This window comes from Saccharothrix coeruleofusca (genome assembly GCF_017876325.1).
In the GTDB taxonomy this organism is placed as follows: Bacteria; Actinomycetota; Actinomycetes; order Mycobacteriales; family Pseudonocardiaceae; genus Actinosynnema; species Actinosynnema coeruleofuscum.
In genome coordinates this window covers 7,048,214-7,068,896 of sequence record NZ_JAGINV010000001.1, presented here as the reverse complement: position 1 = coordinate 7,068,896, position 20,683 = coordinate 7,048,214, and the positions used below count along the sequence as shown (strand labels likewise).

Genomic DNA, 20,683 nt, shown 5'->3' with positions numbered 1-20,683 from the left:
ATGGCAGTGGTGAAGATCAACGCGATCCACGTCCCCGACGGCTCCGGCCCCGAGCTGGAGAAGCGGTTCGCCGCCCGGCTGGGTGCGGTGGACTCCTCCCCCGGCTTCCTCGGCTTCGAGCTGCTGCGCCCGACCGCCGGTGAGGACCGCTACTTCGTGGTGACCCACTGGGAGACCGACGAGGACTTCCGCAACTGGCTGGGCGGCAGCGGGCGCGAGGCGCACTCGGGCGAGCGGGCCAAGCCCGTGGGCACCGGCTCGGACCTGCTGGAGTTCGAGGTGGTGCTGCAGTCCCGGCCCAAGCGCGACGCCGAGGCGTGATCGAGCGCGCCGCCGAGCTGGTCGCGGGCGCGGGGGCGGTGCTGGTGTGCGCGGGCGCGGGCATGGGCGTGGACTCCGGCCTGCCGGACTTCCGCGGCGCCGAGGGCTTCTGGCGGGCCTACCCGCCCTACGCCCGGCTCGGGCTGCGGTTCGAGGAGCTGGCCGACCCGGTGCACTTCGCCGACGACCCCGAGCTGGCCTGGGGCTTCTACGGGCACCGGCTCGCGCTCTACCGCGCCACCACCCCGCACGAGGGCTTCGCGGTGCTGCGCCGGTGGGGCGCGCGGGTGTTCACCTCCAACGTGGACGGCCAGTTCCAGCGCGCCGGGTTCGAGCACGTGGCCGAGGTGCACGGGTCGATCCACCACCTGCAGTGCGTCGAGCCGTGCACCGACGACGTGTGGTCCGCCGACGGGGTCGAGGTGGCGGTCGACCCGGAGACCATGCGCGCGGTCGGGCCGCTGCCGTCGTGCCGCAACTGCGGCGGGCTCGCGCGGCCCAACATCCTCATGTTCGGCGACTGGGCGTGGGTGGCGGGCCGCAGCCAGGCCCGGCTGGACGAGCTGACCGCGTGGCGGCGCGCCCGCCGCGACCTGGTGGTGATCGAGATCGGCGCGGGCGTGGCGGTGCCCACCGTGCGCCGCCAGGCGGAGCTGGCCAGCGCCGCGGGCGGGGCCCTGATCCGGATCAACCCGCGCGAGCCGGAGGTGCGGCACGGGCGGGGGGTGGCGCTGCGGATGGGGGCGCGGGAGGCGCTGAACGCGATCGACGCCACACTTCGCGGTGATTCCGGATCTTGAGGCAACGCGGACTGCCCTTCCGCGCGTGTACCCCCGTAAGGTGAGTCGGCTACCACTCGATCATGGGGGACCGAATTGGCTGCAAGATGGTTGGGCGCGAGACGGGTCAAGGCGGGCGTGACAGCGCTCGTCGCGGCGGCTGTCACGGTGGCGCTGGCGCCGCCCGCCGCCGCGCACCACGAGAACATGGCGGCCCGCGTCCAGGCCGCCTGGCAAGTCGCCAGCAACCGCAACACCACCGTGGCCATCGGCTACATGGACCGGGTCACCGGTGAGTACCGCGACAACGGGCAGGTCGCGCACCAGCACTTCGGCTCGGCGTCGCTGGTGAAGCTGTTCATCGCCGACGACCTGCTCTACCGGTCGTGGCGCGGCGAGTTCGGCATGACCCAGTACGACTGGACCCAGCTCGACCTGATGCTGAGCTCGTCCGACGACGCCGCGGCCAGCCGGTTCTGGTCCAACCACGGCGGCCCGGCGATCCTGAACCGGGTCAAGAGCCGCTACGGCCTCAACGAGATCCAGCCGCCGCCCAGCGCGCCGTGGTGGGGTCTGACCAAGATCACCTCGTTCGACATCTCGGTCTACTACCAGCGGATGCTCAACGGGGCGGGCGGCCTGCCCGGCTTCCTGGCCGACCACATCGTGGCCGCGCTGCGGCAGTTCACCTCGCACGGCACCGACGGCTTCTACCAGCGCCACGGCCTGCCCGACGGGCTGCCCCGCGAAGGCGTCCTGGGCGTCAAGCAGGGCTGGATGTGCTGCACCAACAACACCCGCACCATCCACACCTCGGGCCTGGTCGGCGGCGACTCCCGGTACATCGTCGTGGTGCTGGGCCAGGAGGGCAGCGGCGGCAGCTACCAGTACACGCAGGACTCGGTCACCGGGGCGGTGCGGGCGCTGTTCCCGGACGGCTACGTGCACCGGCCCGCCGAGCACAACCCGTTCGGCGCGCTGGACGTGGTGACCGTGGACAACGAGCGGATGCTGGTGCGCTCGCAGGGCTGGGTCATCGACCCGGACACCGCCGACCCGACCTACGCGCACCTGTTCATCGACAGCGGCGGCTTCGACATGGGCCTGGTCCGCGACCCGCGCCCGGACGTGGCCCAGCACTACCCCGCCTACGGCCCGAACCACGGCTTCGACGCCACCGGCCCGATGCCCGGCGGCACGCACAACGTGTGCCTCTACGGCGTGAACATCCACCACGGCGACGGCAACCCGCAGCTGGGCTGCCGCTCGGTGAGCGCGCCGCAGAAGCCGTTCGGCTCGCTGGACTCGGTCACCCCGTCGGCGGGCAAGGTCCGCGTGGTCGGCTGGGTCGCCGAGTCGGAGCTGGGCGGCAGCCAGTCGCCCGCGCACCTGCTGGTCGACGGCGTCGCCCAGGACATGGGCTTCGCCGGGATCAGCCGCCCCGACCTCCAGCAGGGCTACGGCGCCTACGGCATCAACCACGGCTTCGACCACACGGCGACCGTCACCCCCGGCACGCACGAGGTGTGCGTGCTCGGGATAGACCTCGCCACCTCGGCGGGGCACACCCCGCTGGGCTGCCGGACCGTCACCGTGCCCGCCGCATGAACAAGCGCGTGACGCTGCTGCTCGCCGCGAGCCTGGTCGGGCTCGCGGCGGGCGGCTGCAGCAGCGGCGGCGGACCGGCGGGCGCGGGCACGCCGAGCCCGCCGCCCCCGCCGGCCAGCCCGGCGTTCAGCGAGGTGCCCTCGTTCACCGGCACGCCCCCGACCATCGCGTCGGTCACCTCCGACGCGCCGATCACGGCGACCGTGGACCCCGGCTCGGTGGCCCGCTCGGGCCTGCCCACCGGGGACGCGCGCGGGCGGATGAAGCTCGCGCTGACCGGCCTGGGCGTGGTCGAGTCGGAGGTCACCGGCCGCTGCGAGGCCAAGGGCGACACCACCCGGCTGGAGCTGAAGTCCTCGTCCGGGACGAAGGTGGTGGTGGCGCTGGTCGCGGGCGGCACCTCGTCGGTGGAGATCGACGACACCGGCCTGCAGATGGCCGCGGCCCTGCTGCCCGGCGACTACCAGGTGGCCCCGCCCCGGCTGACCGCGGCGGCCCGGTTCCAGCCCGAGGGCTCGGACCTGCCCGGCGGCCGCCTGGACCTCGACGTGACCTGCGCGGGCTGACACCCGCGCTCAGGCGTCGGGGACCACGAACTCGGCGAGCACCGCCCGGTGGTCGGTGCCGGCGATGTCGATCACCTCGAACCGGTCCACCGGGCACCGGTTGTCCACCAGCACGTGGTCGATCTGCACCAGCGGCGGCCACCACCCCTCCGACGGCCAGGTGGGCGTCAGCCCGGCGCCCACCTGGTCGGCGGCGTCGACGTAGCCCCCGGCCAGCAGGCGGCGCAGCCCCACGTGGTCCAGCGTCGCGTTGAAGTCGCCCGCCAGCACCCGCGCCGGGCCGTTGAGGTCGCGGCCCGGCAGGCCCGCCATGTCCCGCTGCCACGCCTGCGGCCCCTCGGTGACCACCGGCGGCATGGGGTGCACCGACACCACCTCGATGTCCGCGCCGGGCAGGTCCACCAGCGCCGACGCCTGCCGCAGCGTGCTGGGCGCGGTGAGGGCGCGTGGCCGCAGCGGGTGGCGGGAGGCGATGCCCGAGCCCGACCCGCCCGGTTCGGCCAGGTGCACCCGGTGCGGCAGCAGCTCGTCCAGCCCGGCCCGCGCCAGGTCGTCCACCATGGCCGGGGTCAGCTCCTGCATGGCCAGCACGTCCACCCGGTGCCGCCGCACGGCGTCCACCACGGCCTCCGCGTCGGCCTTGCCCACCAGGAAGTTCGACGACATCACCCGCACCTGCTGACCCACGCCGACCGGCCGGGAGTCCGGCAGCGCCCTGGGCGCGACCGCCGCGACCAGCACCACGGCCAGCAGCAGCACGACCGCGGCCACGGCCCAGCGGCGCAGCAGCAGGGCCAGCGCGCCCAGCAGCACGCCCCCGGCCGTGATGTGCGGGATCAGGGCCGTCGCCGCCAGCAGGTGGCGGCTGCCGTCGATGCCCAGGAGCCTGACCAGTGCCGCGACGGTGAACGCGGTGGCGGGCAGCACCAGCAGGAACGTCGCGCCCCCACCCCCGACACGGCGTACCTCGGTGTCAACCACGCGGTCTAGTCTGCCCGAGTGAACAACAGCGTCGTCCTGCTCACCGGGTTCGAGCCGTTCGGCGGTGAGACGACCAATCCGTCGTGGGACGCGGTGCGCGCGCTGGCCGACCGGGACGATGGCCTGCGGGCGGTCCTGCTGCCCTGCGAGTTCGGCTCCTCGCTGGAGGTCCTGCGCGCCGCCGTCGCCGAGCACCGGCCCGCGCTGGTGGTGGCCACGGGGCTGGCGGGCGGGCGCGCCGGGGTGACGCCGGAGCGGGTCGCGGTGAACCTGGACGACGCGCGCATCCCGGACAACGCGGGCGCGCAGCCGATCGACGTGCCGGTGGTGCCGGACGGCCCGGCCGCCTACTTCACCGGGCTGCCGGTGAAGGCGTGCGTGGCGGCGGTGGCGGCGGCGGGCATCCCGACGTCGGTGTCGTACACGGCGGGCACGTTCGTCTGCAACCACGTGTTCTACGGGCTGATGCACCTGCTGGCCACCGAGCACCCCGGCGTGCGGGGCGGGTTCGTGCACGTGCCGTACGCGCCGGAGCAGGTCGCCGACCGGCCCGACGTGCCCAGCCTGCCGCTGGCCACCACGGTGGACGCGCTGGAGATCATCGTGCGGACCAGCCTGGCCACCACCGCCGACCTCCCCATCACCGCGGGCCACCTGCACTGACCGCGTCTGCAAGTACTACCCGACCCCCCTTCCGGGGTCGGTGACCACTACCCGGCGGGCCCCGTAACGCGCGGCGCCCCCGCGGTCCGTGGACCGCGGGGGCGCCGTGGAGCGGGCTGGCTCACTCGCCGGAGGCGTCGGCCTCGCCGGAGTCGCCACCCGAAGCCGCCAGGTCGACCGGCGGGGCGTCGGGGACGCGGGTCGGCTTGACCTCACCCCGGAAGGTGAAGCGGGCCTTGTCGTCGGACTCGGACTCGCCGTCCCAGCCCTCGACGTCGGTGATGATGATCTGGCCCGGCTGGATCTCGCCGAACAGGATCTTCTCCGACAGCTGGTCCTCGATCTCGCGCTGGATGGTCCGGCGCAGCGGCCGGGCGCCCAGCACGGGGTCGAAGCCGCGACGGGCCAGCAGCTTCTTGGCCTTGTCGGTCAGCTCGATCGCCATGTCCTTGTTCCGCAGCTGCGCCTCGACGCGGGCGATCATCAGGTCGACCATCTTGATGATCTCGTCCTGGGTCAGCTGGTGGAACACGATGATGTCGTCGATGCGGTTGAGGAACTCCGGCCGGAAGTGCTTCTTCAGCTCGTCGTTGACCTTGTTCTTCATCCGCTCGTAGTTCGACGCGGTGTCCTGCCCGGAGGTGAAGCCCAGCCCGACGGCCTTGCTGATGTCGGACGTGCCCAGGTTGGAGGTGAAGATGATCACGGTGTTCTTGAAGTCCACCGTGCGGCCCTGACCGTCGGTCAGGCGGCCGTCCTCCAGCACCTGCAGCAGGGTGTTGTAGACCTCCTGGTGCGCCTTCTCGATCTCGTCGAACAGCACCACCGAGAACGGCTTGCGCCGCACCTTCTCGGTCAGCTGGCCGCCCTCCTCGTAGCCGACGTAGCCGGGAGGGGCGCCGAACAGCCGCGAGGCGGTGTAGCGGTCGTGGAACTCGCCCATGTCGATCTGGATCAGGGCGTCGTCCTCGCCGAACAGGAAGTTCGCCAGCGCCTTGGACAGCTCGGTCTTACCGACACCGGACGGACCGGCGAAGATGAACGAGCCCGAGGGGCGCTTGGGGTCCTTCAGACCGGCGCGGGTGCGGCGGATGGCCTGCGAGACGGCCTTGACCGCGTCGACCTGCCCGATGATGCGCTTGTGGAGCTCGTCCTCCATGCGCAGCAGCCGGGTGGTCTCCTCCTCGGTCAGCTTGAACACCGGGATGCCGGTCCAGTTGGCCAGGACCTCGGCGATCTGCTCGTCGTCGACCTCGGCGACCACGTCCAGGTCGCCGTCCTTCCACTGCTTCTCCCGCTCGGCCTTCTGCCCGAGCAGCTGCTTCTCCGCGTCGCGCAGCTTGGCCGCGCGCTCGAAGTCCTGCGCGTCGATCGCGGACTCCTTGTCGCGGCGCACGTCGGCGATCTTCTCGTCGAACTCGCGCAGGTCCGGCGGCGCGGTCATCCGGCGGATGCGCATCCGCGCGCCCGCCTCGTCGATCAGGTCGATCGCCTTGTCCGGCAGGAACCGGTCGTTGATGTACCGGTCGGCCAGGGTGGCGGCGGCGACCAGGGCGGAGTCGGTGATGGAGACCCGGTGGTGGGCCTCGTACCGGTCGCGCAGACCCTTGAGGATCTCGATGGTGTGCTCCAGCGAGGGCTCACCCACCTGGATCGGCTGGAAGCGCCGCTCCAGCGCCGGGTCCTTCTCCACGTACTTGCGGTACTCGTCCAGCGTGGTCGCGCCGATGGTCTGCAGCTCGCCGCGGGCCAGCATCGGCTTGAGGATGCTGGCGGCGTCGATCGCGCCCTCGGCGGCGCCCGCGCCGACCAGGGTGTGGATCTCGTCGATGAACAGGATGATGTCGCCGCGGGTGCGGATCTCCTTGAGCACCTTCTTCAGGCGCTCCTCGAAGTCGCCCCGGTACCGCGAGCCCGCCACCAGCGACCCGAGGTCGAGGGTGTAGAGCTGCTTGTCCTTGAGCGTCTCCGGGACCTCGCCCTTGACCACCATCTGGGCCAGGCCCTCGACCACGGCGGTCTTGCCGACGCCGGGCTCGCCGATCAGGACGGGGTTGTTCTTGGTGCGGCGGGACAGCACCTGCATGACCCGCTCGATCTCCTTGGTGCGCCCGATCACCGGGTCCAGCTTGCCCTCCCGCGCCGAGGCGGTCAGGTTGCGCCCGAACTGGTCGAGCACCAGGGAGGAGGACGGGGTGCCCTCGCCGCGGCCGCCGGACTCGGCGGGCTCCTTGCCGCCGGAGTAGCCGGACAGCAGCTGCAGGACCTGCTGGCGGACGCGGTTGAGGTCCGCGCCCAGCTTCACCAGGACCTGGGCGGCGACGCCCTCGCCCTCGCGGATCAGGCCGAGCAGGATGTGCTCGGTGCCGATGTAGTTGTGCCCGAGCTGCAGCGCTTCGCGCAGCGACAGCTCCAGCACCTTCTTGGCGCGCGGGGTGAAGGGGATGTGGCCGGACGGGGCCTGCTGGCCCTGGCCGATGATCTCCTCGACCTGCTGGCGGACGCCCTCCAGCGCGATCCCCAACGACTCCAGCGCCTTGGCGGCGACACCTTCACCCTCGTGGATCAACCCCAGGAGGATGTGCTCGGTGCCGATGTAGTTGTGGTTGAGCATCCGGGCCTCTTCCTGGGCCAGGACAACCACCCGCCTCGCGCGGTCGGTGAACCTCTCGAACATTCGCACTCCCTGACTGCTGCGCCGGCGGTCCTCGGCTCACCGCTGGCATACCCCTGTTGTCCGCCTCGGTATGCGCACGGTGAGCGCGGCACCGTGGGACCACTGTAGTCGTCAGCCCCGTCGCTCTCAGTTCCCGTTCGCAGGCAGTCGTCTTCGGGGATCTCTGACACCAGTGGGAACGCGCGATCTGCCTGGCAGATTCCACGGATCGGGCGGTGTCCGCTGAGCGCGAACAACACGCGACCCGACCGCCTGGGCTGTGACAGCCGTCACCACCGCCTCGGGGGGACCTGCGGCTAAGGTAAGGCAAACCTTAGCGCGACGACGAGGACCTGTTTGCCCATGACCGTACCGGCGAGGCTGACCCGGCGCGACGCTTCCAGCCCGGTGGCCGACTCCCTGCTCAGCGCGGCGTCACTGGTGGGCTACCTCGACGTGCGGTACGGCCCGCCCGTCGGCGACGACTGGCTGACCTGCGCGGACCTGCTCGACCAGCCGGAGCGGTTCGACCAGTGGCGGGCCCGCCTGGCGCGGTGGCTGGAGGACGAGCACGGCGAGTCCAACGAGCGGGCCACCGCCGGGTACGTGATGAGCTGGTACCTGGGCGCGGTCGGCCTGCTGGGCGGGGTGCTGTTCCACACCGCCCGCCGCGTCCCGTCGCTGCGGCCTTCCGATGTGGCACTGCGCATCGCCGACGAGGGCAGGCCGCACGTGGTGGGCCTGGCGCTGCTGTCCGGCGAGTTCGCCTGCCTGCCCGACGACGCCGGGGGCGACCACCCGTCGGCGACCGCCGTCGCCGACGACGCCGCGCTGGCCGCGCTGCTGCGGGCCCGCTTCGCCGCGCACGCCGCCGCGTTCGTGGCCTCCTACGGCACGACCGTGCGGCTGGGCCGCCGGATGCTGTGGGCGGCGGCCACCGACGCGCTGGACAGCGCCGCCTGGACCGCCGGGCTGCTGTGCGGCGACGAGGACTCCGGCGTGGCCGACTCGGCGCTGCTGCTGCCCGAGCAGCAGGCCCCGTTCACCGCCGCCTCGACCTTCCGGCCCACCCCGGACGGCTGGGCCCGCCGCCGCGAGAGCTGCTGCTTCCACTTCACCCTGCCCGGCGCCACCGCCTGCGCGGGCTGCCCCCGCACCACCCCCCGCTGACGCCTGCCCGGCCACTGCCCCCTGCCCGGCCGCTCACCCCTTGTAGCGGTGTCCGATCGGGACCACCAGGGGCGTGCCGGAGACCGGGTCGGGCACCACGCGGGCGTCCAGCCCGAACACCTCCAGCAGCACCTCCTCGGTCAGCACCCGCGAGGGCTCGCCCTGCACCACGATCCGCCCGTCCTTCATCGCCACCAGCCGGTCCGCGTACCGCGCGGCCAGGTTGAGGTCGTGCAGCACCATCACCACGGTCCGCCCGCCCTCGGCGTGCAGCCGCTGGACCAGGTCCAGCACGTCGATCTGGTGGGCCAGGTCCAGGTAGGTGGTCGGCTCGTCCAGCAGCAGCAGGTCGGTGCCCTGCGCCAGCGCCATCGAGATCCACGCCCGCTGCCGCTGCCCGCCGGACAGCTCGTCCACGGTCCGCTCGGCCAGCTCCGCCATCCCGGTCAGCCGCAGCGCCTCGGCCACCGCCGCCTCGTCGTCGGCCGACCACTGGCGGTACCAGGCCTGGTGCGGGTGCCTGCCGCGGGCCACCAGGTCCGCCACCGTCAGCCCCTCCGGGGCCTGCGGGGACTGGGGCAGCACGGCCAGCGCCCTGGCCACCTCGCGGGTGGGCGTGCGGTCGATGCGCTTGCCGTCCAGCAGCACCGCGCCGGACTTGGCGGGCAGCAGCCTGCCCAGCGCGCGCAGCAGCGTCGACTTGCCGCACCCGTTGGGGCCGATGACCGCCGTCACGGTGCCCGCGACCACGTCGAGGTCGAGCCCGTCGACCACGGTGCGCTCGCCGTACCCGACGGCCAGCTCCCGCGCCTGGAGACGTACCGCGGTCATACCCTCGCCTCCCGGCGGCTGCGGATGATCAGGTGCATGAGGTAGGGCGCGCCCAACACGGCGGTCACCACGCCGACCGGCAGCTCGAAACCGCCGAACAGGGTGCGCGCCACCAGGTCGGACACCACCACGAGCAGGCCGCCGACCACCGCCGAGCCCAGCAGCGGCGGCGTGGCGGTGCCCGCCAGGCGCAGCGCGATCTGCGGCGACACCAGCGCCACGAACGCGATCGGCCCGGCCGCGGCGGTCGCCACCGCGGCCAGCGCCACGGCCAGCAGCAGCAGCGCCGTGCGCGCGCCGTCGACCCGGACGCCGAGGCCGCGCACGGTCTCCTCGCCGAACTGCAGCGCGCCCAGCAGCCGCGCGCCCAGCAGGGCGGCGGGCAGCAGCACGACCAGCGCCGCGCCCACCGGCACGACGTGCTCCCAGCCGCGCCCGTTGAGGCTGCCGGTGATCCACACCAGCGCCCGCGTCGCGTCGGTGACGTCACCCAGGGTGAGCAGGTACTGGGTGAGGTTGCCGGTCACCGCGGCCACGCCGATGCCGACCAGCACCATCCGGAAGCCCTCGATGCCGCGCCGCCACGCCAGCCCGTAGACCAGCAGGCCCGCCAGCAGGCCGCCGCCCAGGGCCGCCAGCGGCACGCTCACCTGGGCAGGCGGGCCGCTCAGGCCACCCGCGAAGGTGATCACCGACACCGCGCCCAGCGCCGCGCCCCAGGTGACGCCCAGGACGTCCGGGCTGGCCAGCGGGTTGCGGGCGATGGACTGGAACACCGCGCCGGACACCGCCAGCGCCGCGCCGACCAGCGCGGCGGTCAGCGCCCTCGGCAGCCGCAGCTCCCAGACGACGAACCGCTGGCCGCGCTGCCCGCCGCCGAGCAGCACCTCGAACACCTCGCCGAGGCCGATCGGGTAGTCGCCCAGCGCGACGCTGACCGCCGCGGCCAGCACCAGCAGCCCGGACCCGACCAGCGCCAGCGCCAGCGACCGCGCGCGCAGCGGCCCGGAGAGGGGGCCGAGGCGGAACCCGGCGTGCCCCTTCACAGCTTCACCAGCTTCTTGCGGCGGACCAGGGCGATGAAGAACGGGGCCCCGACCAGCGCCATCACGATGCCGACCTCCAGCTCACCCGGTCGGGCGACGATCCGCCCCAGCACGTCCGCCAGCAGCAGCACGACCGCGCCCAGCAGACCGGAGCACGGCAGCAGCCAGCGGTAGTCCGGCCCGGTCACCGCGCGGGCCACGTGCGGCACGACCAGCCCGAGGAACCCGATCGGCCCGCACACCGCGACCGCGCCGCCCACCAGCAGCGTGATCGCCGCGATGCCCAGGGCGCGGGTCAGCGCCACCCGGTGCCCCAGCGAGCGGGCCACCTCGTCGCCCAGCGCCAGCGCGTTCATGCCGGGCGCGCCCGCCGCCGCCAGCAGCAGGCCCGCCACCAGGAACGGCAGCACCGGCCACAGCACCGACAGCTCGCGCCCGGCCAGCCCGCCGACCTGCCAGAACCGGAACGCGTCGAGGCTCTGCCGGTCCAGCAGCACCAGCGCGGAGACCAGCCCCTGCATCAGCGCGCTGACCGCCGCGCCCGCCAGCGCCAGCGTCACCGGGGTCGGCCCGGCGCGGCCCGCCGAGCCGAGCGCGAACACCACCGCGCTGGCCGCCAGCGCGCCCGCGAACGCGAACCACACGTAGGCCAGCGGGCTGGTGACGCCGAGCGTGAAGATGGCCAGCACGACGGCGAGCGCCGCGCCCTGGGTGACGCCGAGGACGCCGGGGTCGGCCAGCGGGTTGCGGGTGTGGCCCTGCATGAGCGCGCCGCCCACGCCCAGCGCGACGCCCACCACGACGCCGATCACCGTGCGCGGCACGCGCAGCTCGCGCACCACCAGGTCGTCCTCCACGCCGGTGGGGCTGACCAGGGCGTGCCAGATGGCGTCGAGGGGGATCTCCTTGGCGCCGATCGCGACGCTGGCCACGGCGGCGGCCAGCAGCGCCGAGCCGATCAGGAGCAGGCCCAGGGGTCTGCGGGTCGTGCGAACGGCCACTGCGCGATCCCCCGCTCCACAACCACCTGATCCGGTGAGGCAAGCCTAACCGAACCGTCGGGGGACGCCGCTCGTCGGGCACGCCCTCCGGGATGTCAAGATCAACCATAGGGCGGCTCGGGCGCGGCAGCTCCGGCGCGACGCCGGAGATCATTCAACGCCGCACGGGCGTGCTTTCCCAAAACGACGAAGGGGCACCGGCCGAAACCGGTACCCCTTCGTTACTTGACGTAATTGACGTGGTGCACGCCACGCAATGTCGTCACCCCTGCTGGTGGTAAGCCTCCAGCACCTCGGCGGGGATGCGGCCGCGATCCGACACCTTCATCCCCTGCTTGCGCGCCCACTCCCGAATGGCCTGGTTCTGCTCCCGATCAGCCGACGCGGGACGCGCCGCCTTCACCCCAGCCGGACGACCCGGACCGCGCTTGCGACCTCCCGCCTTGCGGGCGCTTGCGACGAAGTCGGCGAGGGCGTCGCGGAGCTTCCCCGCATTGGCCGAAGAAAGGTCGATCTCGTACGAGACCCCGTCCAAACCGAAGCCGACCGTCTCCTCGGCCTGCCCGCCGTCCAGGTCATCGACCAGGGTCACGGTGACCTTCTGCGCCATGCGTATCCTCCTGGACTCGAATGCGTGCGCGGTGTCCCCGACCGCGACCAAATCATTGTCGAGTGCAGGTTAGCGCACAAGTCCCGGAATCCGCCCCCCGGAGTGCGGGGGGTTCGTCATTCCGGGCGGACGAGGGGGAACAGGATGGTCTCCCGGATACCGAGGCCGGTGATGGCCATCAGCAGCCGGTCGATGCCCATTCCCACCCCACCGCTCGGTGGCATTCCGTACTCCAGTGATCGCAGAAAGTCCTCATCCACCGGCATGGCTTCGTCGTCGCCCGCCGCGCCCAGCCGCGCCTGGGCTTCCAGCCGCTCCCGCTCGACCACCGGGTCGACGAGTTCGGAGTAACCCGTGGCCAACTCGAAACCGCGCATGTAGAGGTCCCACTTTTCGGCGACCCCGGCCACGGAGCGGTGCTGCCGGGTCAGCGGCGAGGTCTCCACCGGGAAATCACGCACAAAGGTGGGGGCGTACAGGTGATCACCCACCAGGTGCTCCCACAGCTCCTCCACGAGCTTTCCGTGGCCCAGCTTGGGATCGGTCTCCAGCTCGTGCTCGGCGGCCAGCTCGCGCAGCCGCTGCGCGGAGGTCTCCGGGGTGACCTCCTCGCCGACCGCCTCGGACAGCGACCCGTACATGGTCAGCGTGGTCCACTCGCCGCCCAGGTCGTACTCGGTGCCGTCGGCCAGCGTCACCACGTGCGACCCGGCCACCGCCAGCGCGGCCTCCTGGATCAGCTCCCTGGTCAGCACCGCGTTGGTGTCGTAGGTGGCGTAGGCCTCGTAGTACTCCAGCATGGAGAACTCAGGCGAATGGGACGAGTCGATGCCCTCGTTGCGGAAGTTGCGGTTGATCTCGAAGACCTTCTCGATGCCGCCCACCACGCACCGCTTGAGGTACAGCTCCGGCGCGATGCGCAGGAACAGGTCGATGTCCAGCGCGTTGGAGTGCGTCACGAACGGACGGGCCGCCGCACCGCCCTGCAACGTCTGCAACATCGGGGTCTCCACTTCGATGAAACCCCGGCGGTGGAACGACTCCCGCAACGACCGCACCACGGCGGCCCGGCTGCGCACCGTGTTGCGCGCCTGCTCGCGCAGGATGAGATCCACGTAGCGCTGCCGAATGCGGGTTTCCTCCGCGAGTTCCTTGTGCGCGACCGGCAAGGGGCGCAACGACTTCGCGGCCAGCGACCAGGAGTCGGCCAGCACCGACAGTTCCCCCCGGCGGGAGGTGATGACCTCGCCGCGCACGAATACGTGGTCGCCCAGGTCGACGTCGGACTTCCATTCGGCAAGCGCTTGCTCCCCGACCCCGTTCAGGCTCAACATGGCCTGCAGTTCGGTGCCGTCGCCTTCGCGCAACGTCGCGAAGCACAACTTGCCGGTGTTGCGGATGAACATCACGCGGCCGGTGACGCCGACGACTTCGCCGGTGCTGGTGTCCGGCGGCAGGTCCGGGTGCGCTTCCCGCACTTCGCGCAGCGTGTGCGTGCGGGGTACTTCGACCGGATACGGGTCGACCCCGCGTTCCAACAGCCGCGCCCGCTTCTCCCGGCGCACGCGCAACTGCTCGGGGAGATCGTCGTCGCTGATCGGGATACCGGTCTGAGGCTGCTCACTCACACGCAGAAGGGTACGGAAAGGCCGCTCCGGGGATCGAACGGGTTCTCCCTAGGGTGAGGTGATGACCAGTGCCGACGACCGCGACGAGATGTGGGCCCGCCGAGCCGGTTCTTTCGGGTCGCACGCTCGCGCCTACGCCGAACACCGCCCCGACTACCCCGCCGCCGCCGTCCGGTGGGCCCTGGAACCGCTGGGCGGATCCTCGTTGGGCCGATCCTCGCTGGAGGTGCTGGACCTCGCCGCCGGGACCGGCAAGCTGACCGCCGTCCTGGTCGCCGAGGGCCACCAGGTCACCGCGGTGGAACCGGACGAGAAGATGCTCGCCGAACTGGTGCGCCGCAACAAGGAGGTGCGCGCGCTGCCCGGTTCCGCCGAGCGCGTCCCGCTGCCCGACCGGTCGGTGGACGCCGTGCTGGTGGGCCAGGCGTTCCACTGGTTCGACCGGGACGCGGCGCTGCCCGAGATCGCCAGGGTGCTGCGGCCCGGCGGCGTGCTCGCCGGACTGTGGAACTACGGCGACCTGTCCGTGCCATGGGTGGCCGAGTTCGACCGCATCGGCCACGACGGGACGAACCGGGGCGTGAGCGATGTCGACCAGGTGATGCCCGACCACGAGCTGTTCACCGGCTCGGCGCGGGCGACGTTCCCGCACGTCCACCGGCGCACGGCGGAGACCCTGGTGGCGACGGTGGGCACGCAGTCGCACGTGCTGGTGGCGGCCGAGGAGGAGCGGCGGGCGCTGCGCGAGCAGGTGCTGGCGTTCCTGCGCGCCCGCCCCGAGACCGCCGAAGGCGAGTTCGACTTCCCCCTGACCACCCACGTCAAGCGCATGACCCGCGCCTGAGCCTCCCTGGTGCGTCGGCAAGTACTACCCGAGGCCGCTGCGAGGGCCGGTAGCTACTACCCGAGGTGCGGGGTCGAGGCGCGAAAGTGCGTGTCGGGGTGCGCGAACGTTGAATTCAGGGTGCCTGGAGGTTCGACTCGCGGGGGCGGGTCACCTCATGTTGCGCTCGAAGACCAGGCGCAGGCCCAGGAGGGTCAGGTCGGGCACGTGCCTGCCGATGGTCGCCGACTCGGTGACCACCAGTGGCGCCAGGCCGCCGGTCGCGATCACCGACACCGGTCCCGGCTCGCTCTCCTGCAACTCGTCGACGATCCGCCGCACCAGGCCGTCCACCTGGCCGACGAACCCGTACACGATCCCGGACTGCAGGCACTCCACGGTGTTCTTGCCGATCACCGAGCGCGGGCGGACCAGCTCGACCTTGCGCAGCTGGGCCGCCCGCGCGGCCAGCGCGTCCACCGAGATCTCGATGCCCGGCGCCAGCGCCCCGCCGAGGAACTCGCCCTTGGCCGAGATCACGTCCAGGTTGGTGGAGGTGCCGAAGTCGACCACCACGCAGGCGGTGCTGTAGAGGTGGTGCGCGGCCAGGGTGTTGATCACCCGGTCCGAGCCGACCTCCTTCGGGTTGTCCACCAGCAGCGGCACGCCGGTCCGCACGCCGGGCTCGACCAGCACCTTCGGCACCGACGAGTAGTACCGGCCGAGCATCACGCGCAGCTCCCGCAGCACCGCGGGCACGGTGGACAGGGCGGAGATGCCGGTGATCTTGTCGGCGTACTCGCCGAGCAGGCCGCGCATGGTCAGCGCCAGCTCGTCGGCGGTCATCCGGGCGTCGGTGCGCATCCGCCAGTCGCGGACCAGCGCGGCCTTGTCCCCGGTGCCGTCGTACAGCCCGAGGACGATGTTCGTGTTGCCGACGTCGACGGCGAGCAGCACCGCGGTTCTCCCTACTGGTTCTCGGCCTGGATCAGCGCGTCGAGCGCCGCGGCGTCCTCGGTCTCGGAGGCGGGCACGCCCCCCGCGGGCACCAGGACCGCGCCGCTGAGCAGGCCGGAGCCCTCGGGCGCGTGCGCCGGGTCCGCGCCCAGCTCGACGACCTTGTTGTCGGCGTCGACGAAGACGACCTTGGGCTGGTAGGCGCGCGCCTCGGCGTCGTCCATCATGCCGTAGGCGATGAGGATGACCAGGTCGCCGGGCTTGACCAGGTGCGCGGCGGCGCCGTTGATGCCGATGACGCCGCTACCCCGCTCGCCGGGGATGACGTAGGTCTCCAGCCGCGCGCCGTTGGTGACGTCCACGATGGCCACCTGCTCGCCCGCGAGCAGGTCGGCGGCCTCCATCAGGTCCTCGTCGACCGTGACCGAGCCGACGTAGTGCAGGTCGGCCTGGGTGACGGTGGCGCGGTGGATCTTCGACTTGAGCATGGTGCGGAACATCGCGGTCCCCCTCACTCGTCCCCCGCGCCCAGCAGCACGGGGGCGTTGTCGATCAGTCGGGTGGCGCCCACGCGGGCGGCGACCAGCAACCTGCCGTCGCCGTTCTCCGGCGCGGGGCCCAGGTCGGGCGCGCGCAGCTCCAGGTAGTCCAGGTCCACCTCGGGCACCGCGGCCAGCGTGTCGCGGGCGGCCTTGAGCACGGCGTCCGCGCCCTGGCCGCTGACGTGCGCCCCGGCCACCAGCGCGGCGGACAGGGCGGTGGCGGCGGCGCGCTCGTCCTCGGACAGGTAGCGGTTGCGGGAGGACAGCGCCAGGCCGTCGGCCTCGCGCACGGTGGGCACGCCCACCACGTCCACCGGCAGGTTCAGGTCCCGCACCATCCGGCGGATGAGCGTGAGCTGCTGGTAGTCCTTCTCGCCGAACAGCGCGTAGTTCGGCTGCACGATGTTGAGCAGCTTGGCCACCACGGTCAGCACGCCCGCGAAGTGGCCGGGGCGGGTGGCGCCCTCCAGCTGCTCGCCCAGCGGCCCCGGCGCCACGGTGACCTGCCCGCCCTCCGGGTACATGTCCTCCACGCCGGGCGCGAAGACCAGGCCGACCCGCTCCTCGCGGCAGACCTCCACGTCGGCCTCCAGCGTCCTCGGGTAGCGCTCGAAGTCCTCGTTCGGCCCGAACTGGGTCGGGTTGACGAAGATCGACACCACCACGACGGTGTTCTGCAGGACGTGGGCCTCGCGGATCAGCTTGCGGTGGCCCTCGTGCAGCGCGCCCATCGTCGGCACCAGCGCGATGTTGCGGCCCGCGGCGCGCAGCGCGCGGGTGACCCGGCGCAGGCGGTCCGGGTCGTGGTGCACGGTGACCCCACCGGGGGTGTAGTCGTCCTTGGTGAGGGGCTTGGTCATGCGTCGTCCTCGAGGGTGGTGCGGACTTCGGCCGCCAGCTCGGGCCGGAGCAGCCCGGCGGCCTGCGCGCGCTCCGCGGTGCGTCGCGCGAGAACTCGGTACGGCGCAAGGGTGGCAGGTGCCCGCTCGGCGAGCACCGCCAGGTGCTTGGCGACGGTGCCCGCGTCGCCGCGCGCGACCGGCCCGGTGAGGGCGCGGTCGCCGTGCCGCAGCACGTTGTCCAGCGCGGCGGACAGCAGCGGCCCCAGCGCGCGCTCGGCGTCGGCGATGCCGGACCGGCGCAGCACGTCGGCGCAGTCGGCGACCAGCGTGATCAGGTGGTTGGCCCCGTGGGCCAGGGCGGCGTGGTAGAGCGGGCGGGCCGCCTCGGGCACCCGGACCGGCTCCGCGGACATCTCCACGACCAGCGCCTCGCCCACGTTCCAGGCCACGTCGTCGCCGTCGGCGGCGGTGACGCCCACCGAGCAGGCGGTGACCCGCTGCACGTCCTCGGCGCGGCCGGTGAACGTCATGACCGGGTGCAGCGCCACGCACAGCGCGCCGACCTCGGCGGCGGGGGCGAGCACGGCCACGCCCTGCGCGCCGCTGGTGTGCACCACGATCTGGCCCGCGCGCAGCGACCCGGTGGCGACCAGGCCGCGCACCAGCCCGGCCAGCGCGTCGTCGGGGACCGCCAGCAGCACCAGGTCCGCGCCCGCGGCCACCTCCGGCGGCGGCAGCACGGGCACGTCGGGCAGCAGCTCGTCGACGCGGCGCAGCGACTCCCGCGAGACCGCGGACGCCGCCGACACCACGTGCCCGGCCCTGGCCAGCGCGGCGCCCAGCACCGAACCGACCCGGCCGGCCGAGATCACGCCCACGGCGAGCCGCGCGGGGCGGGGGGTCGCGTCCATGCGACGTACTCCATCCAGACGTTCCAGTCCCTACGGGCGGGTACCGGACGACGACACCGAGCGTAATCCGGGCCGTCGGCGGCGCTGGTCAACTGCGACGAACACCACCCGCGGCGTTGAGCGCGCCCGGCGCCTCGACCGCCGCCCGACGGGCCGCGATGAGCGCTTCCAGCAGCTTGGCGTGCCGCTCGTCGGCGTCCGCGGCGGCGGTGCCCAGCGCCATCCGGTGCCGCAGGAAGGCCAGCTCGGTCGCGGCCACCTGGTAGCCCGCCACCGCGCGGGCGGCCCGGTCGCCGACCTTGCGGCGGACCCGCCGCCGCCACCGCCGCCTGCCCTGCAGGCTGGCCAGCAGCGTCACCTCGCTGGCGGCGATCCACTTGCGCTCGGCCATCGCGGGCAGCTGGGCGGCGACGATGCGCTGCTCGCGGCGGCGCTGCCAGACCACCAGGCACACCATCGCCGCGAAGATCGGCACCATGATCAGGAAGTACAGGTTGATGAAGGTCGATCCGGTGCCCACGGTGGTGGAGAAGTTCCACAGCGAGTGCAGCCCGACCGCGCCCAGGTAGCCCAGCAGCGGCGCGACCAGCCGCAGGTTCCGGCTGGCGGTCATCGCGGCGAAGCCGATGCCCAGGCCGGTCATGGACGTGAACAGCGGGTGGGCGAACGGGGACAGCACGCCGCGCAGGATGAACAGCGCGATCACGCCGCTGCTGAGGTCGCCGAAGCCGCTGTCGACGAAGACCCGCGCGAAGTAGTAGATGTTCTCCGTGAAGGCGAACCCCGCGGCGACCACCCCGGCGTAGACAATGCCGTCCACCACGCCGTCGAACTCCTGGCGGCGGCGCAGGAACAGCCCCACCAGGAAGACCGCCTTGGTCGCCTCCTCCACCACCGGCGCGCCCACCACGGCCGCGAACGTGGTGCCGTCGCCCCCGTTGATCAGCTCGCCGAGCACCTGCGCGGTCTGGTTGAACACCAGCGAGGTGATGGTCGCCCCGCACGCGCCCCACGCGAACGCCACCAGCAGGTTCCTGGCCGGTTCCGGCTCCCAGCGGTCGATCCACAGCGAGGCGCCCAGCACCGCGGCGACCGGCAGCAGCGCGGCCACCGCGCCGACCAGGATGGGCAGCAGGCCGATCCGGCTGGTGCCCAGGCCGAGCAGGACCAGCCCGCACACGCCCAGGGCGATCAGGCCGACCACGGGCAGGAGCACGGTCCAGCGGCGTTGCTCCACCCGTTTGCGGGCGGTGGGGGTGTGCGGCGTCGGTGCGGGGTCGGTCACGGAGTGAAACCTTAAAGGGACACTTGAACGATGCGAGACCCGGAATCGGCTTGGCGCGAGGCCCTGTACGGGCCGGAGGGCTTCTTCACGCGCGGAGCACTGCCCGCCGACCACTTCCGCACCGCCCCCCTGGTGGGTCCGGAGCTGGCCGAAGCCCTGCTGGTGCTGCTCGACCGGGTGGACTTCGCGCTGGGCAGGCCCGCCCGGCTGGACTTCGTCGACGTCGGCGCGGGCGGCGGCGAGCTGTCGGCGGCGGTGCGCTCGCTGGCCGCCGGGTCGCTGGCGCGCAGGCTGCGGGTGACCGCGGTGGAGCTGGGGCCCGCGCGGCGGGTCGACGGCGTGACGTGGACCCGGTCGCTGCCCGAGCGGGTGGAGGGGCTGCTGGTCGGGCACGAGTGGCTGGACGCCATCCCCTGCCCGATCGTGACGGGCCCGTCGGACGACCCGTGGCTGGCCCGCTGGTGGCCGCTGCCCGCCGGGGCCACCGCCGAGGTCGGCGCGCCCCGCGACGCGGCCTGGGCGGACGCGGTGTCGCGGGTCCGGGGGGCGGCGCTGGCGGTGGACTACGGGCACGTGCGGGCGGACCGGGCGGCCGGGCGCTACCCGGAGGGCACCTTCGCCGCCTACCGCGACGGGCGGCGGGTGGAGCCGGTCTTCGACGGCAGCTGCGACCTCACCGCGCACGTGGCGCTGGACGCCTGCGCCGAGGCGGCGGGCGGGGACTGGGTGCTGGTGTCGCAGCGGGACGCGCTGGCGGCGCTGGGGCTGGTGGGGGAGATCGACCCGGCCCGGTGGCTGGACACGGCGGAGCGGGCCTCGCGCATCGCGGAGCTGCGGGCGGTGGGCGGGCTGGGCGGCTTCGGGTGGCTGCTGCACGGGGTGGGCGTGCGCACGTCGGACCTGCTGCCGCCGCTGCCCCCGTGGCGACCGTGAGCGCGAGGTCCGAAGAGCGCCGGCAGCGGGACGCGGGCGCGGGCAGGGTGCGCGGCATGAGGATTCACGCGCTGCCGCAGGACGTCGTCACCAGGGCTCGGGAAGCCGCCGGGCGGGACGAGCACCACGAGCGGGTGGCGGAGGCGGCGGGCTCGCCGCTGAGGTGCTGCCTGCGCAAAGCCCGCGAGGGCGAGCCGCTGGTGCTGTTCCGCTACTCGCCCACGGCGGGCCGCGGCCCGTACGAGGAGGTGGGGCCGGTGTTCGTGCACGCCGAACCGTGCGGCGGGCCGGACGGCGGCCTCCCGGTCGAGCTGAGCCGCGCGCCGCGGGTGCTGCGGGCCTACACCGCGCACGGGCGCATCCACGACGGGGTGCTGGCCCAGCCGGAAACCCTGGAGCGCGACCTGGCGGACCTGCTGGCCCACCCGGAGGTCGTCGAGGTGCAGGTGCGCAGCCTCTCCCACGGCTGCTTCCTGTTCGCGGTGACCGGGGACTGACGTGGGACCATGACGGGGTGCGGATCACTGTGG

Annotated in this window: 21 protein-coding genes; 9 read left to right on the top strand and 12 right to left on the bottom strand. The window is 73.1% G+C overall.

Going from position 1 to position 20,683, the window contains the following annotated elements; all coding sequences use genetic code 11:
- The 4 genes from JOF41_RS32750 (at position 1) to JOF41_RS32735 (ending at position 3,274) form a co-directional block, all read left to right on the top strand.
- Positions 1-321 carry an antibiotic biosynthesis monooxygenase family protein gene (locus JOF41_RS32750; RefSeq protein WP_189221218.1) on the top strand — a complete coding sequence of 107 codons (321 nt, stop codon included), beginning with the start codon at positions 1-3 and terminating at the stop codon, positions 319-321.
- Positions 318-1,121: an SIR2 family NAD-dependent protein deacylase gene (locus JOF41_RS32745; protein WP_189221219.1), complete on the top strand. Its 804-nt coding sequence runs from the start codon at positions 318-320 to the stop codon at positions 1,119-1,121. Before JOF41_RS32750 ends, JOF41_RS32745 begins: the two co-directional genes overlap by 4 nt.
- Before the next feature lie 117 nt (positions 1,122-1,238).
- Complete coding sequence (locus JOF41_RS32740; protein WP_209623672.1) at positions 1,239-2,708, top strand: serine hydrolase family protein; 1,470 nt, start codon at positions 1,239-1,241, stop codon at positions 2,706-2,708.
- Positions 2,705-3,274 carry a hypothetical protein gene (locus JOF41_RS32735; protein WP_209623671.1) on the top strand — a complete coding sequence of 190 codons (570 nt, stop codon included), beginning with the start codon at positions 2,705-2,707 and terminating at the stop codon, positions 3,272-3,274. Before JOF41_RS32740 ends, JOF41_RS32735 begins: the two co-directional genes overlap by 4 nt.
- A 9-nt stretch (positions 3,275-3,283) precedes the next feature.
- Here the strand turns inward: JOF41_RS32735 and JOF41_RS32730 are convergent, their stop codons facing one another.
- Complete coding sequence (locus JOF41_RS32730) at positions 3,284-4,255, bottom strand: endonuclease/exonuclease/phosphatase family protein (RefSeq protein ID WP_209623670.1); 972 nt, start codon at positions 4,253-4,255, stop codon at positions 3,284-3,286.
- A gap of 18 nt (positions 4,256-4,273) precedes the next feature.
- Here JOF41_RS32730 and pcp point away from each other — a divergent pair, with 18 nt between their 5' ends.
- Positions 4,274-4,918: a pyroglutamyl-peptidase I gene (gene pcp / locus JOF41_RS32725; RefSeq protein WP_209623669.1), complete on the top strand. Its 645-nt coding sequence runs from the start codon at positions 4,274-4,276 to the stop codon at positions 4,916-4,918.
- A gap of 121 nt (positions 4,919-5,039) precedes the next feature.
- On the opposite strand, the gene JOF41_RS32720 is transcribed toward pcp, so the two are convergent.
- Positions 5,040-7,595 (bottom strand): ATP-dependent Clp protease ATP-binding subunit, encoded by a 2,556-nt coding sequence (locus JOF41_RS32720; protein ID WP_189221223.1) that lies wholly within the window; start codon positions 7,593-7,595, stop codon positions 5,040-5,042.
- 342 nt (positions 7,596-7,937) lie between these two features.
- Here JOF41_RS32720 and JOF41_RS32715 point away from each other — a divergent pair, with 342 nt between their 5' ends.
- Positions 7,938-8,744: a (2Fe-2S)-binding protein gene (locus JOF41_RS32715; RefSeq protein ID WP_209623668.1), complete on the top strand. Its 807-nt coding sequence runs from the start codon at positions 7,938-7,940 to the stop codon at positions 8,742-8,744.
- A 33-nt stretch (positions 8,745-8,777) separates the two neighbouring features.
- On the opposite strand, the gene JOF41_RS32710 is transcribed toward JOF41_RS32715, so the two are convergent.
- The 5 genes from JOF41_RS32710 to lysS all read right to left on the bottom strand — a co-directional run bounded on the left by JOF41_RS32710 (position 8,778) and on the right by lysS (position 13,860).
- The gene (locus JOF41_RS32710) at positions 8,778-9,575 is read right to left on the bottom strand and encodes an ABC transporter ATP-binding protein (RefSeq protein WP_189221225.1); all 798 of its coding nucleotides are present in this window, start codon (positions 9,573-9,575) and stop codon (positions 8,778-8,780) included.
- Positions 9,572-10,621, bottom strand: coding sequence for a FecCD family ABC transporter permease (locus tag JOF41_RS32705; RefSeq protein ID WP_189221226.1), 1,050 nt, complete (start codon positions 10,619-10,621; stop codon positions 9,572-9,574). Before JOF41_RS32705 ends, JOF41_RS32710 begins: the two co-directional genes overlap by 4 nt.
- Entirely contained in the window at positions 10,618-11,622 is a 1,005-nt protein-coding gene (locus JOF41_RS32700; protein WP_209623667.1) for a FecCD family ABC transporter permease, read from the bottom strand. Before JOF41_RS32700 ends, JOF41_RS32705 begins: the two co-directional genes overlap by 4 nt.
- A gap of 262 nt (positions 11,623-11,884) precedes the next feature.
- The gene (locus tag JOF41_RS32695) at positions 11,885-12,232 is read right to left on the bottom strand and encodes a histone-like nucleoid-structuring protein Lsr2 (protein WP_189221228.1); all 348 of its coding nucleotides are present in this window, start codon (positions 12,230-12,232) and stop codon (positions 11,885-11,887) included.
- Between the two features lie 116 nt (positions 12,233-12,348).
- Positions 12,349-13,860: a lysine--tRNA ligase gene (gene lysS, locus JOF41_RS32690; protein ID WP_189221229.1), complete on the bottom strand. Its 1,512-nt coding sequence runs from the start codon at positions 13,858-13,860 to the stop codon at positions 12,349-12,351.
- A 61-nt stretch (positions 13,861-13,921) separates the two neighbouring features.
- Here lysS and JOF41_RS32685 point away from each other — a divergent pair, with 61 nt between their 5' ends.
- Positions 13,922-14,704 carry a class I SAM-dependent methyltransferase gene (locus JOF41_RS32685; RefSeq protein ID WP_209623666.1) on the top strand — a complete coding sequence of 261 codons (783 nt, stop codon included), beginning with the start codon at positions 13,922-13,924 and terminating at the stop codon, positions 14,702-14,704.
- Between the two features lie 150 nt (positions 14,705-14,854).
- Here the strand turns inward: JOF41_RS32685 and JOF41_RS32680 are convergent, their stop codons facing one another.
- The 5 genes from JOF41_RS32680 to JOF41_RS32660 all read right to left on the bottom strand — a co-directional run bounded on the left by JOF41_RS32680 (position 14,855) and on the right by JOF41_RS32660 (position 19,151).
- Positions 14,855-15,640 carry a type III pantothenate kinase gene (locus tag JOF41_RS32680; RefSeq protein WP_189221231.1) on the bottom strand — a complete coding sequence of 262 codons (786 nt, stop codon included), beginning with the start codon at positions 15,638-15,640 and terminating at the stop codon, positions 14,855-14,857.
- 11 nt (positions 15,641-15,651) lie between these two features.
- On the bottom strand, positions 15,652-16,140 hold the full coding sequence (gene panD / locus JOF41_RS32675; RefSeq protein WP_189221232.1) for an aspartate 1-decarboxylase: 489 nt from the start codon (positions 16,138-16,140) through the stop codon (positions 15,652-15,654).
- A gap of 11 nt (positions 16,141-16,151) precedes the next feature.
- Positions 16,152-17,042 carry a pantoate--beta-alanine ligase gene (gene panC, locus JOF41_RS32670; RefSeq protein WP_209623665.1) on the bottom strand — a complete coding sequence of 297 codons (891 nt, stop codon included), beginning with the start codon at positions 17,040-17,042 and terminating at the stop codon, positions 16,152-16,154.
- Complete coding sequence (locus tag JOF41_RS32665) at positions 17,039-17,935, bottom strand: Rossmann-like and DUF2520 domain-containing protein (protein ID WP_189221234.1); 897 nt, start codon at positions 17,933-17,935, stop codon at positions 17,039-17,041. Before JOF41_RS32665 ends, panC begins: the two co-directional genes overlap by 4 nt.
- Before the next feature lie 88 nt (positions 17,936-18,023).
- A complete protein-coding gene (locus JOF41_RS32660; protein ID WP_189221725.1) occupies positions 18,024-19,151 on the bottom strand; it encodes a PrsW family intramembrane metalloprotease in 1,128 nt (375 codons plus the stop codon).
- Positions 19,152-19,250: 99 nt separating this feature from the next.
- Between JOF41_RS32660 and JOF41_RS32655 the strand changes: the two genes are divergently transcribed.
- Together JOF41_RS32655 and JOF41_RS32650 are read left to right on the top strand one after the other, a co-directional pair.
- Complete coding sequence (locus JOF41_RS32655) at positions 19,251-20,153, top strand: SAM-dependent methyltransferase (RefSeq protein WP_209623664.1); 903 nt, start codon at positions 19,251-19,253, stop codon at positions 20,151-20,153.
- 56 nt (positions 20,154-20,209) lie between these two features.
- Positions 20,210-20,650: a DUF1203 domain-containing protein gene (locus tag JOF41_RS32650; RefSeq protein ID WP_209623663.1), complete on the top strand. Its 441-nt coding sequence runs from the start codon at positions 20,210-20,212 to the stop codon at positions 20,648-20,650.
- Positions 20,651-20,683: the final 33 nt, after the last annotated feature.

Excerpts from the sequence above, each read along its gene's own strand:
- JOF41_RS32715 (WP_209623668.1), top strand. The coding sequence starts at position 7,938 with ATGACCGTACCGGCGAGGCTGACCCGGCGCGACGCTTCCAGCCCGGTG.
- JOF41_RS32750 (WP_189221218.1), top strand. The coding sequence starts at position 1 with ATGGCAGTGGTGAAGATCAACGCGATCCACGTCCCCGACGGCTCCGGC.
- JOF41_RS32720 (WP_189221223.1), bottom strand. The coding sequence starts at position 7,595 with ATGTTCGAGAGGTTCACCGACCGCGCGAGGCGGGTGGTTGTCCTGGCC.
- JOF41_RS32655 (WP_209623664.1), top strand. The coding sequence starts at position 19,251 with ATGCGAGACCCGGAATCGGCTTGGCGCGAGGCCCTGTACGGGCCGGAG.
- JOF41_RS32650 (WP_209623663.1), top strand. The coding sequence starts at position 20,210 with ATGAGGATTCACGCGCTGCCGCAGGACGTCGTCACCAGGGCTCGGGAA.
- JOF41_RS32695 (WP_189221228.1), bottom strand. The coding sequence starts at position 12,232 with ATGGCGCAGAAGGTCACCGTGACCCTGGTCGATGACCTGGACGGCGGG.
- JOF41_RS32735 (WP_209623671.1), top strand. The coding sequence starts at position 2,705 with ATGAACAAGCGCGTGACGCTGCTGCTCGCCGCGAGCCTGGTCGGGCTC.
- JOF41_RS32710 (WP_189221225.1), bottom strand. The coding sequence starts at position 9,575 with ATGACCGCGGTACGTCTCCAGGCGCGGGAGCTGGCCGTCGGGTACGGC.
- panD (WP_189221232.1), bottom strand. The coding sequence starts at position 16,140 with ATGTTCCGCACCATGCTCAAGTCGAAGATCCACCGCGCCACCGTCACC.
- panC (WP_209623665.1), bottom strand. The coding sequence starts at position 17,042 with ATGACCAAGCCCCTCACCAAGGACGACTACACCCCCGGTGGGGTCACC.
- JOF41_RS32685 (WP_209623666.1), top strand. The coding sequence starts at position 13,922 with ATGACCAGTGCCGACGACCGCGACGAGATGTGGGCCCGCCGAGCCGGT.
- JOF41_RS32665 (WP_189221234.1), bottom strand. The coding sequence starts at position 17,935 with ATGGACGCGACCCCCCGCCCCGCGCGGCTCGCCGTGGGCGTGATCTCG.